Source organism: Pedobacter boryungensis, assembly GCF_013204825.1.
GTDB lineage: Bacteria > Bacteroidota > Bacteroidia > Sphingobacteriales > Sphingobacteriaceae > Pedobacter > Pedobacter boryungensis.
Map to the genome: position 1 here is coordinate 344,031 of NZ_JABMKV010000002.1, position 14,138 is coordinate 358,168.

General features: G+C 33.1%; 15 protein-coding genes. 10 read left to right on the forward strand and 5 right to left on the reverse strand.

All coding sequences use genetic code 11. From position 1 onward, the window contains the following. Positions 1-8 precede the first annotated feature (8 nt). A complete protein-coding gene (locus tag HQN85_RS08000) occupies positions 9-1,835 on the reverse strand; it encodes a M61 family metallopeptidase (RefSeq protein ID WP_173271014.1) in 1,827 nt (608 codons plus the stop codon). 83 nt (positions 1,836-1,918) lie between these two features. Beyond that, positions 1,919-3,031, reverse strand: coding sequence for a DUF4407 domain-containing protein (locus HQN85_RS08005; RefSeq protein ID WP_173271016.1), 1,113 nt, complete (start codon positions 3,029-3,031; stop codon positions 1,919-1,921). A gap of 317 nt (positions 3,032-3,348) precedes the next feature. On the opposite strand from HQN85_RS08005, the gene HQN85_RS08010 reads away from it, so the two are divergent. From HQN85_RS08010 to HQN85_RS08020, 3 genes are all read left to right on the forward strand, one after another. Further along, the gene (locus HQN85_RS08010) at positions 3,349-3,978 is read left to right on the forward strand and encodes a hypothetical protein (RefSeq protein ID WP_173271018.1); all 630 of its coding nucleotides are present in this window, start codon (positions 3,349-3,351) and stop codon (positions 3,976-3,978) included. Between the two features lie 222 nt (positions 3,979-4,200). Beyond that, positions 4,201-4,518, forward strand: coding sequence for a rhodanese-like domain-containing protein (locus HQN85_RS08015; RefSeq protein WP_173271020.1), 318 nt, complete (start codon positions 4,201-4,203; stop codon positions 4,516-4,518). Beyond that, positions 4,518-4,700, forward strand: coding sequence for a DUF6358 family protein (locus tag HQN85_RS08020; RefSeq protein ID WP_173271022.1), 183 nt, complete (start codon positions 4,518-4,520; stop codon positions 4,698-4,700). The genes HQN85_RS08015 and HQN85_RS08020 overlap by 1 nt, the downstream gene beginning before the upstream one ends. A 5-nt stretch (positions 4,701-4,705) precedes the next feature. On the opposite strand, the gene HQN85_RS08025 is transcribed toward HQN85_RS08020, so the two are convergent. Beyond that, a complete protein-coding gene (locus HQN85_RS08025) occupies positions 4,706-5,008 on the reverse strand; it encodes a helix-turn-helix transcriptional regulator (protein ID WP_173271024.1) in 303 nt (100 codons plus the stop codon). Positions 5,009-5,431: 423 nt separating this feature from the next. Here HQN85_RS08025 and HQN85_RS08030 point away from each other — a divergent pair, with 423 nt between their 5' ends. The 5 genes from HQN85_RS08030 to HQN85_RS15870 all read left to right on the forward strand — a co-directional run bounded on the left by HQN85_RS08030 (position 5,432) and on the right by HQN85_RS15870 (position 9,936). Beyond that, positions 5,432-5,629, forward strand: a complete 198-nt coding sequence (locus tag HQN85_RS08030; RefSeq protein WP_173271026.1) for a hypothetical protein — start codon at positions 5,432-5,434, stop codon at positions 5,627-5,629. A gap of 109 nt (positions 5,630-5,738) precedes the next feature. Next, a complete protein-coding gene (locus HQN85_RS08035) occupies positions 5,739-6,215 on the forward strand; it encodes a peroxiredoxin family protein (RefSeq protein WP_173271028.1) in 477 nt (158 codons plus the stop codon). 74 nt (positions 6,216-6,289) lie between these two features. Next, positions 6,290-7,174 carry a carboxypeptidase-like regulatory domain-containing protein gene (locus tag HQN85_RS08040; protein ID WP_173271030.1) on the forward strand — a complete coding sequence of 295 codons (885 nt, stop codon included), beginning with the start codon at positions 6,290-6,292 and terminating at the stop codon, positions 7,172-7,174. A 66-nt stretch (positions 7,175-7,240) separates the two neighbouring features. Then, complete coding sequence (locus HQN85_RS15705) at positions 7,241-7,774, forward strand: hypothetical protein (RefSeq protein WP_216847251.1); 534 nt, start codon at positions 7,241-7,243, stop codon at positions 7,772-7,774. Further along, positions 7,771-9,936 carry a peptidase domain-containing ABC transporter gene (locus HQN85_RS15870; RefSeq protein WP_173271032.1) on the forward strand — a complete coding sequence of 722 codons (2,166 nt, stop codon included), beginning with the start codon at positions 7,771-7,773 and terminating at the stop codon, positions 9,934-9,936. Before HQN85_RS15705 ends, HQN85_RS15870 begins: the two co-directional genes overlap by 4 nt. A 276-nt stretch (positions 9,937-10,212) precedes the next feature. Here the strand turns inward: HQN85_RS15870 and HQN85_RS08050 are convergent, their stop codons facing one another. Continuing rightward, positions 10,213-11,244, reverse strand: coding sequence for a dipeptide epimerase (locus HQN85_RS08050; RefSeq protein WP_173271034.1), 1,032 nt, complete (start codon positions 11,242-11,244; stop codon positions 10,213-10,215). Positions 11,245-11,325: 81 nt separating this feature from the next. On the opposite strand from HQN85_RS08050, the gene HQN85_RS08055 reads away from it, so the two are divergent. Next, positions 11,326-12,459, forward strand: coding sequence for a hypothetical protein (locus HQN85_RS08055; RefSeq protein WP_173271036.1), 1,134 nt, complete (start codon positions 11,326-11,328; stop codon positions 12,457-12,459). A 112-nt stretch (positions 12,460-12,571) separates the two neighbouring features. Then, positions 12,572-13,540, forward strand: a complete 969-nt coding sequence (locus HQN85_RS08060) for a hypothetical protein (RefSeq protein ID WP_173271038.1) — start codon at positions 12,572-12,574, stop codon at positions 13,538-13,540. Here HQN85_RS08060 and HQN85_RS08065 read toward each other — a convergent pair. Further along, a complete protein-coding gene (locus tag HQN85_RS08065) occupies positions 13,523-14,137 on the reverse strand; it encodes a rhomboid family intramembrane serine protease (protein ID WP_173272539.1) in 615 nt (204 codons plus the stop codon). The two genes, HQN85_RS08060 and HQN85_RS08065, sit on opposite strands and share 18 nt — an antisense overlap. Position 14,138 lies beyond the last annotated feature (1 nt).

Consider the following 14,138-nt stretch of genomic DNA (forward strand, 5'->3'; position numbering starts at 1 on the left):
GGGATTAATTATTTAACTTGTGAGTTTAACCAATTATCTCTAAAGGTTTGCATAGCTGGAGTTAAAACACCACCAGTTTTTTCAATAGAAACTAATTCTAACGCAGGGTTTTCTGCAAAGGTAAGTTTGGTGGTTTTGTCTTCACCACGATAATTATAAGTAATGGTAATAACATCTCCAGGTTGATGTGCTTCGGTTATTTTAGTTAACGTAGCCTGATCTTTTACCTCAACGCCATCAACAGTTAAAAGGATGTCGCCAATATCTAAACCAGCATCATAAGCAGGGGTGCCTTGGGTGGTTGCGCCTAATGTTGCTTTTCCATTTTCAAATTCCAGTCTTCCAAAACCTGTGTATGCTTTTCCAGGATTGGCTTTACGCAAAACAAAACCGGCATTTAGTAATAATTTAGCATAATCATTTTTAGCAGTTCCGTGAACATAGTTTTTAAAAAAGTCTGCAGCAAACGCTGGATTTTTAGTCAACTGAGCTAATGTTTTTTCTAAATCAGACATGGAGTAGGCAATTTCTGTTTTACCATACGCTTTCCATAAAGCTCTCATATAATCGTCTAGTGTAAGCTTAAAGTCTGATCGTAAGCGGAGATCTAGTGCTAAAGCAACCGCAGCTCCGTAGGTATAATAAGAAGTGAAAATATTGTTCTTATTGGTTTGGTCTATGGCCACACCTGCATCTGCAAATACAGCATAGCGACTAGCTTGAATTGGCGTAAAGTTTTTAGCTCCTGGCGAATTAAGAACAGCGTTCACCAAACCGTTAAAAGTTTGTGCGGCATTATCTACCGCTCTAAAACCTGCTCTTGCTAACAATAAATTACCATAGTATTGCGTAAAGCCTTCTGCAACCCAAAGTCCATCGGTTATATTAGAATGTTCGAAATTAAAAGGCTCTAGACCCTTTGGTCTTAATCTTTCAACGTTCCAACTGTGAAAATATTCATGAGAGAATGTACCCAACAGCGCTGATTCATAACCTGCAATTTTTGGTGTACGTTGTACAATTGATGTCGAGTTTCTATGCTCCATTCCGTCGCCTGCGTTAGCAGGATATACATCTTGTAAGAAGTAATAATTTCCGTAATCATAAGTTGGAAGCTCTCCCCAAACTGCCATGTGTTCGGCTACCATTTTCTTAACCATTGCCGCATAATTGTCAATGGTTTTTTGTTCATCATCTGAGTGAGAAATTACATGGATAGTTTGTGTTTTCCCATTCGGGTTTTTCACTTCCCAACTTGCAGTTTTATAGTTCGCAATTTCGGTAGGGCTATCCATAAAATATTGCAAATTTGGGGCGTAATAAGTGTCTTTACCCATTGGTTTAAGTTGGGTAGCTACTTTCCAGTCCTGCTTTTCTGCGTAGTTGAATTTCACAATTCTAGGACGGTTATCCATTCCAAGCGGAAACGCAAAAGTGGCAGGCATATTCATGTGCGCATGCGTATTATCAAAACCAGCATAGGTACCATCAATCCAATTACCAAATAGGGTATAAGTTATTTTTACGCTTGTTCCATGAGTTGGAATCTGATATACATCGCCCGCTGGCTGATTTAGTGCTAAGGATTTACCATTTGCATCAAATGCTTTTAAGTTATATACGTTTTTCCCGAATTCATGAGTTGCATATCTGCCTGGTGAAGAACGGCTCATTCGAACTGTTAATGGTCCGGCTGGCACGTTTGGAATAGTCATGCTAATTTGCGCTTCATGGTGAATAGCATTCGGGAAGCTAACTTCGTAACTAATTTCTTGTTGTGCTTGAACGCCAATTGATGTGGCTAATAAGCTTAAGGCAAGTATAATTTTCTTCATCAGATTAAAATAATGCCTTAAGGTAGTGCTATTCGATATAAAAACACAAATTGTCTGAAAATTATTACGATTGAGATGATTTACTAGTCCTCACCATGCAATTCACGGTAGGCTTTATTGCGAATCTGTTCTTTGCGTTTTTCTATTTCTGTACTTACACGAGTTTCATGGATGCCATCTGCTACTTCGACCTCGAATTCTCTTTCTTTATTTGATAGATGAACTTGAGAAACTTCTATGTTTTCTACAGAATGGTCATAAGGGCCTCTACTGCTCATCAGTTTTACAAAAACAGGTAAACATTCAAAAAATATAAATAGCAGGCCGATAAACGTTATAGCGATTGCGGTATTGGTATCTCTTGTACCATCAACATTAAAACTCAGTTGACCTAAAGCCCAGTTACGATCTGCAAAACCCGCAATATTGCTTAAACTATCTAACTGTTTTGTAGTGTACAATTTCTCAGTCATTAAACCATCGAACTGTTTTCTGCCATCTACAAATTTCTCCATCGTACGAACATCTTTAGTTAGGGTATCTAAGTTTTGTTCGCGTTGTTTCAGCTCTGCTTCTTTCCTTTTGGCATAAGGGCCGTAACCCATAACGCCAGAGGTTTCAGTTGTTTTGTTTCCGAAGATCTCAAAGTTCAATTTCTGTCTATCTGCTTTGATCGCTGCTGCTAATGAATCGCGTTCTGCTTTAGCATCATTTAGTTTTCCAATTTCAATAGTATATTTTTTATCGAAAGCTTTATTTAAAGTATCAATTTTAGATCGCTGCCCATTCAAATAACTGATGTTTAAGCGTTCTTTAATTTCTTTGTCAAAGATTTTAAGTTCTAGCGGACGGGAAATAACCATCCCAATCATAATGGCTAAAAGTATTCGAGGTGTTGCTTGCCAAACTTGTTTACTTGTTGTTGCATTTTTATTAATACTGGATACAATGTATCTATCCATGTTAAAAATGGCTAGCCCCCAAATGATACCAAAGAATAGAGCGAATAACCAAGCAAAATCTCCGCCTTTAAATACGAAATACATGGCATATCCGCCAGAAAGAGCAGCAAACAATCCTGTAAAAAAGATAGTTGCTCCTATACCAATGTATTTATTATGTTCTGTAGGATGTTTTTCTAAAGTGGAAAGGTGTGTGCCTGAGCAAAACCAAAAGAAACGAGAGATGCTATTCATAATTAAAGCAAAATTAATCAAGATTTATTATTAAACGCTTTTAAACGCAAGTTGTTACAGTAAATCTTTGAATAAAATAAGATGACTGCTTTAATTCTAAAGTGATTAAAATTTCAAATCATCCTCCTTCCTTTCTAACAACTTAATTAGCTACGTGGCAATGGGTATTTGAATATACCAATAGCAGGGTATTGATGTAATTTACTGTCGTGCTGATATTTACAAAAAAATATAATCATCCCTGAAACTAGCGTAGTCTCAAACAAAAGGAAAACTAAAGATCACGATGGCTTCATACTTAAACTAAATTTTAACTGATGAAAAAATTATTACTAATCGCAGTATTTGCCCTAGCATTAGGTGTGACTGCAAAAGCACAAGATGAAAATGTAACAGAAAACCCTGCAGAAGTTTCTGATACTAAAACAATGTCTTTGGATGAGCTTAAAGCGCAAAGAGCCACTTTATTGGCATTATCAAAATCTGAGGAGTTTCTAGAAAAACTAGCTAAAGTAGACAAACTACAAGCGCCAAAAGAAACTGGAATTGGAGGGTTAGACGCATTAACTTCAATGGCGGCAAAGCTGATAGAGCAAATGAAAACCACGAGAGGTTCTATTCCTCAGTTTTATGCAAGTGTAACTGGTCAAACAATGGATGGTAGTCCAGCAACTAATGTTACACCAATACAGCCAGATCAATTAATCGCATTATCTAAAATGTTTGTAACCATGGGTGTTGATTTAGTAAAATCTTCGAAGGAATTAATAACCATGCCAGGAGAAATTAAAAGTGCTGGTGTAATGAAAGCAATGAAAGCTTTAAAATCAATGGCCTATATTAAAAATGCATTTGTGGCTTTAAAACAAGAAATTTCTTACAATGCTAAAATGACCCAGAATTTAATTGCGACGAATAAAGCTATGAATGGAGATAAATCAAAATAATTAAATCAAAACTCAAAAAAGCTTATCCCGATTATTTGGTTAATCGGGATTTTTACTTTTAAACCCCTTTGCTAAGGCGTCTGTAAAACTACTTTTCGTATATTTCCTCTATAAGATATATTTTTAATGGTAGAGGAGAGGACGATAAATTGACTATAATATGTCAACCAATTATATTGCATATCATAGGCAATTTCTCTAAGTTTGAAAAAAATAAATATCATGAAGGAAATTTCAGTACAAGAACTAAAGCAAAAAATAGATAATAAAGAAGATTTTCAACTAATTGATGTGAGAGAAACTTTCGAATATGAAACTTCTAATCTTGATGGTTTAAACATCCCTTTGGGTGGGATTTTAATTGAAACTGATAAAATTGCTACAGATAAACCAGTGATTGTACAATGCCGTAGTGGTAAAAGAAGTGCTGCTGCGATTATGCAATTAGAGCAACTACATGGTTTTGATAATTTATACAATTTAAAAGGTGGTATTTTAGCTTGGCAAGAAGCTTTTGATCCAAATATGCCAGTTTACTAATGAAAAAAAAGATACTCTTAAACGTACTTTTTAATTTAGGCATAATCCTATCTATTTTTGGAATGGGATGGTCTTATAACAATAAAAGCCCATTAGTTGTTGCATTTTTTGGAGCAACTTTTGTGGCGTTTGTTTACGTGAAAATCCAATTGATTAAAACTATTAAAGATTTTAAAAAGTAGATGCCCTATGGCTCTTCTCCAAAAAGATCTTCATCGGGTCTAATTATTCGCAGTTGTTTAACAGCACTACTCAAACCTTCTTCATTTCCCTTTTGAAAGATTTCTAATATAAGAGCTAATATTTCTCTAGCTGGCACTTTAAATAGAAGGCTTATTAAGTAAAGTTTTTCTAAGTCAATCCCTACTCTCCCATTTTCTATATTGGCTAATGTTTCAGGAGTAATATTAATTTTCTTTGCGACAAAGTCTTGTTTGTAATTTAAGTGTTTTCTAAAAGCCTTAATTACTCTTCCGGTTGCTGTTTTCATAGGTTTAGGTAGCAACTAAAATAACTAAACATTACTTCTTTAAAAATTCATCAATTTAAAAAGAGTGTTTTTTAGCGCATTTTAAGTGCAAAATCTAAGCTAATCCTTTTGTTTTTGGTTTTGTTTTACCATACCATCCTTTTTATTTTAAACTCTTTGTTTAAGGTATTTAATCTGGAAAGAAAAATTTTAAACTTCTGCTTAAACAATTTTCTTACATAAGTAGCGATATATACTCTTAAGAGAAAAATTTATTGATGTAAATAAATTTAGCTTTTAAAAAAAATCACCCTACATTTTTTGTAGGGTAAAATTTTATTTTTCTTTTAAAAACCCATATACATTTGGTTTAATGTTTGGCCAACAGTAAGAGCTTGCCGAAAATCTTTAATAGAGTAGGTGTATTTTTAATTTATAAAAACTATGAAAACATTAGGATTAAAAGAAATGGAAGTAGTTGAAGGCGGAAAATTTTGGGGTTGGGAGCAATCTAGCATAACAACTGTAAACATGAGCGACCCTGCTTGTGGTGGTGGACCATCTACTACATATGAAATGACACATTACATATTTTGGATTGCAGATGATGTAGTTTCGGTAACTACATGTTGGGGGTTATAAAATTGTGTAAAAACTAAAATAAAAAGCCTTGATTTTTTTGAGGCTTTTTACAGCCTTGTTTCGAATAATGATCCGAAAACATTTAAACAGTGTTATAATTTCTGTGTGTTTGATCACAATCATATTCCTTAGCTATTCTATTTTCAAGAAGATCAAAGTTATTGATGAGAATAAAATATTAGGAGAAAGATTGCCAGATTTTGAGTTTTTCTTAATGAACAATCAGTCATTTATGCGAAATAATATACCAAAAGATAGATACCTTATTTTTATATATTTTAGTACAGATTGCGAGTATTGTGAGCATGAAGCTGAAGAAATAGGGAGAAAAATTAATCAAATTAAAACAGCACATATATTATTCGTTAGTCCTGATAAGTCAAGTGAAATTAATAGTTTCTCAAGTAAGTATAAGATTGATAATCATAGAAGCATTTTATTACTACAAGATAAATATAAGATCTTTAGTAAGAGGTTTGGTACTAGCGTTTTCCCATCTATGTACATATATAATGATAACCAAAAACTTGTAAAAAAATTTCTTAAGCAAGTACCCGTTGATTCTTTGTTTAAATATTTAAAATAAATTTATCATACATTTTATGATGGTTCCTACACTAATCATTAAAACATTATTCAGATATAATATATAATCTAAGAATGAAAAGACTTTTAATTTTATTTTTTGTATTCATTACTTACAATTCGTTTAGCCAAGATATAAACGGGATTGTTAGAGATCGTTCCAATCTCAAAGAAATTGCTTATGCTTCTATTTTTTATAAACATAATAATATAGGTACTTACTCAGACTCAACAGGGAACTTTAAAATCCAAAAAATTAAAGGAGATACGCTTATCGTTAGTTCAATGGGGTTCGAGAAGGATTTCATTTCTGAAGTTGATATTAGAGGAGCCATTCAAGTTAATCTATTGCCTATATCAATTAACTTAAATGAAGTTTTAGTTAAAGGGTCTGAATCTTCAAAAAGTAAAAAGGGAAAAAAAATCCATTTAGGCAATTTTTCTAAAAGATATGCTCACATTTCCGGAATGAAGGGACGAACTGTTGCTTATTTGATAAAGCCAAACGCCTTAGTAGTGGGTAAAATTGCGTCTATAGAATATGGAGTTAAAGCTGAAGCCGATGCGATTGTTAGAGCCCATTTATATACAGTTGATGGTATTACTGGAAAGCCAAGTGATGATCTAATAAAAACGCCTGAATTTATAAGTTTAAAAAGGGGATCCAAAAAGCTTGAAATAGATTTAAACCATTTGAATGTAGAATTACCATCCGGAGGTGTGTTTGTTGGGCTTGAATGGATTGGAGAAATAAAGAATAACAAGTTGATTAATATTAGCCCTATTTACACCTGTAGCAAGTCTACAGAACCTGTCACCGTTTACATAAAATTTATGGATAAAAATTGGGAGTTGGTTCCAAAAAGAAAAGTAAATATCCCATATGGTCAAAAAGCAAAAAATAACTTAGAGCAGTTTTTTTTTGAAGAACCAAATTTTAAAATAATGCTTATACAGTAATTAAAGTTTATGAATAAATTTTATATAATAGTTAAGGATTTTCCATTTAAGTATGGTATTACCCTTATGGCAATAATATTAGCTACTACACTCGTAGCGCAGGTATTCTATTATCATAAACCTGCAATTAGTCCTAGTGTTATGATAATCCCAATAACCTTCATGGTCAATTCATTGCTAACCACGATGATCATCTATGTTGGGTTAAAATTTAAAGAATTTAAAATAACTTTTAATGAAGTTTTTAAAGCAGTAATTACTGGGGCTGTAGCTTTTGCTCTTCAATATTTGTTTGAATTAATTTATTTGTTTCTTGCTAGTAAATCGGGTAATAATTTCCATCTATTGAACTTTTCTTCTCTCTCCTTATTTCACTTGTATCATCCAAATGATATGCCTTTTTATTTAATGTATCCACTACAAACAATTAATGTATGGGAAATACTAAATGTTATTATAATAATTCGCTCGCTAAAATTAATTGTTACTCCAAATAATCCGCCCTCTTTGACCTATACAGTTAATTTAACCTATTTTATTGGTTTGTTCATATGGGTGTTAATAGTTATTTACCTTAATCTAAGTCTTTTTAACAAGTGAGTAAACAAGCTAGAGTTAATAAAACATTCACTCTACAACAAGACCAAGCCGATTGTGGTGTTGCTTGTTTGCTTTCGCTTATTCAATATTATAAAGGAAGTGGTACGCTAGAGAAACTAAGAGAGCTTAGCGGAACAAATGCAACTGGAACTACCTTGTTAGGATTGTACCAATGTGCCAATAAGATAGGATTTACTGCCGAAGCATTCGAGGCAGACATGCCTAATCTTAAAGCCTTAAATGAACCTTGCATTTTGCATGTTTTAATGGAAGGTAACCTACAACATTATATAGTTTATTATGGCTTTGATGCCTATTTGGGGATATTTGTTGTTGGCGATCCAGCCAAAGGATTAGTTGAATTAACCGAAATTGAACTTAATAAAATTTGGCAAAGCAAAACTTTATTGCAGCTAAAGCCAAATGAAAGCTTTGAGCTTAAAAGACAACAGAATAACGCCAAATGGATTTGGTTTAAGAATTTAATAAAAGATGATGTGAACATCTTAACCATCACAATGGTATTGGGCATATTGACTACTGTATTAAATTTGGCAACTGCCATTTTCTCTCAAAAGTTGATAGACAAAATTTTGCCATCGGGTAACCAGCAAAAATTAATAACCAGTTTAATTTTATTGTTTTTGGTATTATTAATTAGAGCTGGGTTAAGTTTCATACGACAACATTTTCTGTTATTGCAAAGCAAAGATTTCAATAGTAGAATAGTTGGCAGTTTTTTTAAAGCATTGGTTCATTTGCCCAAATCATTTTTTGATACCCGCAAAACTGGCGATATGATCACAAGGATGAACGATACTTCTCGCATTCAAAAAAACATAGCCTACATTTCGGGCTCAGTATTTATAGATATTATTATTTTGTTTACCACGGCATTTTTCCTAATCAACTATTCCGTAACTATTTCACTGGTTACATTTGCTTTTATACCAATTGTAGCATTGGTTATATTAAGTTATACCAAGCCAATTAAAAAAAATCAGTCTGCAGTTATGGTAGCTAGTGCGTTAAACGAGAGCAACTATATAGATACCATTAATGGCATAATGGTAATTAAAGCACACGGTCTAGAGAAACATTTTACAACCAAAATAAATAAGGTATATAGTAACTTACAAAATCAATCCTTTGCATTAGGAAAACTAGGAAATCGTTTCACCATCACAACAGATGTGATAAGCGTAGTATTAAGTATTGTGCTAATTACTATAGCATCATTTATGGTATTGCATAAACAATTAAAGGTGGGAGAAATGATGGCTATTATTTCTTTGGCTGGTACATTAATTCCTGCTGTTGCGAGGTTAAGTCAAATCAATCTGCAATTACAAGAAGCTAAAGTCGCATTTGAAAGAATGCATGATTTTACCTCTGTTAAACCAGAATTTGAAGAACAAGAAATTACTCAGATAAATTTTCAACAATTAGAAGTAAAAAATATTTCTTTTCGCTTTGCTGGTCGAAAAGCCATTTTACAAGATATTAGCTTTGAAATTGCCAAAGGAGAAATGATTGCCATTTTGGGTGAAAGTGGTTGTGGTAAAAGTACAACAATGGCAATTTTGGAGAAATTTTACCAAGCGGACCAAGGCAAGGTTTTAGTAAACAATATACCAATTGAAAACATTTATACTCCTAATTGGCGAAGTATTGTTGCTACTGTGCCACAAGAAATAAAGTTGTTTAATGGTACGTTGATAGAAAATATTGCGATCGGTGACGCAAAAGAAGAAACACTCACCATTGTAGATTTCTGTAATAAAAATGGTTTTAACAAATACTTTGAGGCAATGCCACAAGGCTATTTCACTTTAGTTGGTGAAGAGGGAATTAATTTATCTGGTGGGCAAAAACAATTAGTTGCTGTAGCTAGGGCTTTATACCGTAAGCCTCAAGTGCTATTGTTAGATGAAGCTACTGCAGCAATGGATAGAAAAACAGAGCAGTTTATCTTACAGCTGTTAACTCAATTGAAAAATGAAATGGGAATTATTTTGATTACGCATAAAATGCAGACTGCCAAAATTGCGGATAGAATCTATATTATTGAAAGTGGTATGATAACAGCTAATGGATCACCCTCAAAATTGCTTGAAACTGATAATTTCTTTAGTCAGCTGGTTTCAGATGCCACTATTTAAACAAACAATTGGAAAAATAATAAGACAAATTTTAATTATGAAAATGAACGAACAAAAATTCATATATCTATTTACAATAATAGGCGCATGTTTGTTGTTTGTTGATGAAAAATACTCTTTTGTCGATCATGTTTGGAAAATTTTCATTCTAATACAAATTTTTGTACTGAATGTATATCAATTATCAAAAATTAATAAGGAAGAAAAAGCTATTGAAAAAAATAACAAAAAATGAATTTCTAAATAATTTTTCACGGAGTGGTTTAGGTTTACTACCTAATCAAACAACCCTTCATCAACACCTGTCAATCCTAAGCCTGGCAAATCATTTAAAACATAACGACCATCTTTCATCTCTGGATCGTTAAATGGATTGTTTTTAGTTAACCAAGGACCATCTAAATCTGCCCAATCACAAAGAGGTGCTAAAGCTATACCAGCTAAGGTTGCGATAGAAGTTTCGCTCATGCAACCAATCAAAATTTTCATACCAAAACTTCTAGCTTTTAAAATCATTTGGTGTGCTTCGTACATTCCTGCACTTTTCATCAATTTGATATTGATACCATGATAAGCCCCTTTTAATGTTTCTAAATCTCCAATACGTTGTACTGCTTCATCTGCAATTATCGGTATCGGACTTCGCCCAGTTAGCCAAGCATTTCCTTCTAGATTATTTTTATCCATTGGTTGCTCAATTAATAAAACGCCTTGATCGTGGAGCCAATAGCACATTTCTATAGCCTGTTTTTTATCACTCCATCCTTGGTTTGCATCCACATATAAAGGCAAATCGGTAACGCTTCTAATTGTATTAATCAGTTCTTTATCGTTATCTCTACCTAATTTAACTTTAACGACTTTAAAATTTTCAGCATCTTTTAATTTCTCACGGATAACTTCTGGCGTATCGATACCCACAGTATAAGAAGTTACAGGCATTTTTGCAGGATCACTTCCGAAAATTTTATAACAAGGCTCATTTAAGATCTTGCCATTTAAATCATTTAGCGCAATATCTATCGCTGCTTTTATAGCTGGATTTCCCGTTTCAATTGCATCTAAGTACTGATGAATTTCAGCAAAATCAAACGGATGTTGGAACCTATTCCAATCTACTTTTGCTAAAAATGCTGCGGCACTAGCCTGACTTTCGCCCATATAAGGCACCATGCTAGCTTCGCCATAACCCGTAAAACCTTCGTAGTTTAGTTTTAAAAGCAATAATGGGGTGCTAGTTCTTGTAAATTTTGAAATTGAAAATGGATGTTTTAATTCTAATTCAAACTCCTTGCAACTTATCTTCATTTTAAATCGTCTTGTATATATAAACGTTTAGTTAAGGATGATCAAAATAACGCTTCCTTAACTGACATAACTCTCAAAGCCATGAAAACTAATTCAAGATTACGGTATTTTATTTATTTATCCATACTAATTGTTGGATGTACCACTGGAAAAAATGCGTTACAAAATGGAAATTACGATGCATCGGTTTCTAAATCAGTTGATCGTTTAAAAAGTTCACCAAAAAATGCAGAAGCAATACAGGTTTTAACAACTGCTTACGAATTGGCATTAAAAGATCATTTGAGAAAAATTGATGAGGCGAAACTTTCTTCAAACGTATTAAAATGGGAAACAATCTTGACTCATTACCAACAATTAAATCAGTTGAGTGATGAGATTAATAGTTCGCCTATTGCACAAAGCTTGGTTCCTAATCCTCCAAAATATATTGCTGAGGCAGAAGATAGTAAATATAAATCAGCTGAGGCTCGTTATACTTTAGGTGTAAATCAATTGAATGAGAACAATCGCATTAGTGCTAAAAATGCTTATTTCAATTTCGAAAAAGCAAACTATTTTTATCCAAACTATAAAGATGTTCAGCATAAAATGGATGATGCGTATTGGGCTGCGGTTCTAAAAGTTGTGGTACAGCCCGTTGCTGTGAACAGTAGTTATTATAAGTTAAGTAACCAATATTTTCAACAACAGGTAAATGAATTTATGAGCAATTACCAAAAAAATAGATTTGTGATTTTCTATTCTGAACAACAAGCAAGCACTCAGAAAATAACTCCAGATCAAGTGCTACGATTAAATTTTGATAATTTTGTGGTTGGTCAGACCTATGTTAAAGAAAGAGTTGAAAAATTGAAAAAAGATAGTGTTTTAATTGAGGAAACTAGAGCAAATGGTAAAGTTTACGGTATTGTAAAGGCAACATTGAGTATTTTCGATAAAAAAGTTTCATCTTCTGGATTGTTATCGATGACTATTTACGATTATCAAACTAATAAAATAATTAAACAACAACGTTTGCCAGGGACTTACATTTGGCAAGATAGCTGGGCAAGCTACAAAGGCGATGAAAGGGCTCTGACTAAACAGCAATTACAAATGACAAAAAGAAGGGAAATTTTACCTCCTCCACCAAGTACGTTATTTGTAGAATTTACCAAACCAATTTATGCGCAATTGGTAGATGAAATAAGTTATTTTTATAATAGATATTAAGCAAGTTAAAAGTAATAGGTTATAAGTTATAAGTCTGTGTGCTTTAAAAAGTGCACAGACTTTTGACGTGGTATTGATTTATCGTATTAATTTATTAGCTAATATTGCAGCAATGAATACTGCCTTATACAATCCTTTTAAAAACTTCGATTTTAAGAATGATAAATGCTTTTTAAGCGGAGCAAGTTTTTCATCGCCTTTGGCTACTGTTAATGTATTGCCAGATTGGCTTTTGAATATGGCAAATTTAACTGGCGATGAAAAAATTCAATTATTGGATGAGACAATTCGTACTTATAAAAGCCTAATTGTACCTTGTAACGTTACGGTTTACGATCAGTCTGTCTCTCCATTGGAAGATAAAATTGCAATAGCTTTTGGTAAAGGTTATGCTGGCGTATCGGCATTGCCAGAAATAGATTTATTTAATTGGATTGGCAAATTGATGTATAGCTTTTTATATATCGAGATGCAGGGCGCTATTCGTTTACAGCAATTAAGTGGCGATGGAATGAACATGTCACAAGGGTTAATGCATAAGTTTGGGAACCTGCATACCATGTTGCAAAGCATTTATAGAGAAGTTGTATTAGAAGATTTTACGCCATGGTCTATTGTGGTAGTGCAATTGGAAAACGATGCAACTCCATTCAGTTTCCGTGATGAAATTAACACTTTAACCTTCTCCTTGAAATTTAAAGATTTTGGCATTATTGCTTGCTTGCAAGATAATGGCACTAATAAAAGATATCATCAAGAAATTATTAATTCTATAAAAGGTAAAAAACTTTCAGAACAACAATTTGAAGAGCTTGCGGCTCGGTTTTTCTATTCTGCGTATTTATTTAATCGCTTGCCAGAATACACTATCATGCCTGTTGAGGATGTAATTTATATTGATGCGATGCCGTTAAAAGGAACACAGAATAAAGCACTTTTTGATGTTTGGACAAACAAAACTTATGGACAGGTTTTAGAAAACTTCTGGAAACCTTGGGGACATACGTTGTTTGAAATTATTAAAGATCCTACAGCGCCAATGAGTTATTTTGAGAACCCTTTTTTACCCGCCTATTCCTAATTGATTTAAAAAGTGGGCAATAATACCTTGTTGTAAGATAATTGTAATAACAATGCCTGCTAATGCGCCAAAAAGGTGAGCGTCATGATTTATATTATCCCTAGATTGTTTTGACATAAAATAGCAATAAACTAGATACAAAACACCAAATGCAATAGCAGGAATTCCAAAAGGTATTGGAAAAATCATCAACTTACTTAACGGGTAAAATAATATAAAACTAAATAAAACAGCGCTTATTGCTCCTGAAGCACCTAAACTGTTATGCCTGAAATTTTCTTTGTGTTTAATAACGGAAGGAATGTCTGCTAATACCATACTCACAAAATAAAGTAAGCCAAATTGCCAATGCCCTATTAAAGTCTCAAGTTTAAATGCAAAAGCAATAAAAGTAAACATGTTAAAAAACAAGTGCATCCAGTCTGCGTGAATTAGCCCGCTTGTAATAAATGTGTAATACTTTTTGCCATTTGCAACAGAATAAGGGTGTAGCATAAATTTACCATATAGCGTATTATCATTAAACGCATAAATGCTAGTAATAATGGTAAACAAAAATATAATGGAAGCGACAGGCGTATCGTTTAAATATTGCATC

Excerpts from the sequence above, each read along its gene's own strand:
- HQN85_RS08000 (WP_173271014.1), bottom strand. The coding sequence starts at position 1,835 with ATGAAGAAAATTATACTTGCCTTAAGCTTATTAGCCACATCAATTGGC.
- HQN85_RS08005 (WP_173271016.1), bottom strand. The coding sequence starts at position 3,031 with ATGAATAGCATCTCTCGTTTCTTTTGGTTTTGCTCAGGCACACACCTT.
- HQN85_RS08010 (WP_173271018.1), top strand. The coding sequence starts at position 3,349 with ATGAAAAAATTATTACTAATCGCAGTATTTGCCCTAGCATTAGGTGTG.
- HQN85_RS08015 (WP_173271020.1), top strand. The coding sequence starts at position 4,201 with ATGAAGGAAATTTCAGTACAAGAACTAAAGCAAAAAATAGATAATAAA.
- HQN85_RS08020 (WP_173271022.1), top strand. The coding sequence starts at position 4,518 with ATGAAAAAAAAGATACTCTTAAACGTACTTTTTAATTTAGGCATAATC.
- HQN85_RS08025 (WP_173271024.1), bottom strand. The coding sequence starts at position 5,008 with ATGAAAACAGCAACCGGAAGAGTAATTAAGGCTTTTAGAAAACACTTA.
- HQN85_RS08030 (WP_173271026.1), top strand. The coding sequence starts at position 5,432 with ATGAAAACATTAGGATTAAAAGAAATGGAAGTAGTTGAAGGCGGAAAA.
- HQN85_RS08040 (WP_173271030.1), top strand. The coding sequence starts at position 6,290 with ATGAAAAGACTTTTAATTTTATTTTTTGTATTCATTACTTACAATTCG.
- HQN85_RS15705 (WP_216847251.1), top strand. The coding sequence starts at position 7,241 with ATGGCAATAATATTAGCTACTACACTCGTAGCGCAGGTATTCTATTAT.
- HQN85_RS08050 (WP_173271034.1), bottom strand. The coding sequence starts at position 11,244 with ATGAAGATAAGTTGCAAGGAGTTTGAATTAGAATTAAAACATCCATTT.
- HQN85_RS08055 (WP_173271036.1), top strand. The coding sequence starts at position 11,326 with ATGAAAACTAATTCAAGATTACGGTATTTTATTTATTTATCCATACTA.
- HQN85_RS08060 (WP_173271038.1), top strand. The coding sequence starts at position 12,572 with ATGAATACTGCCTTATACAATCCTTTTAAAAACTTCGATTTTAAGAAT.
- HQN85_RS08065 (WP_173272539.1), bottom strand. The coding sequence starts at position 14,137 with ATGCAATATTTAAACGATACGCCTGTCGCTTCCATTATATTTTTGTTT.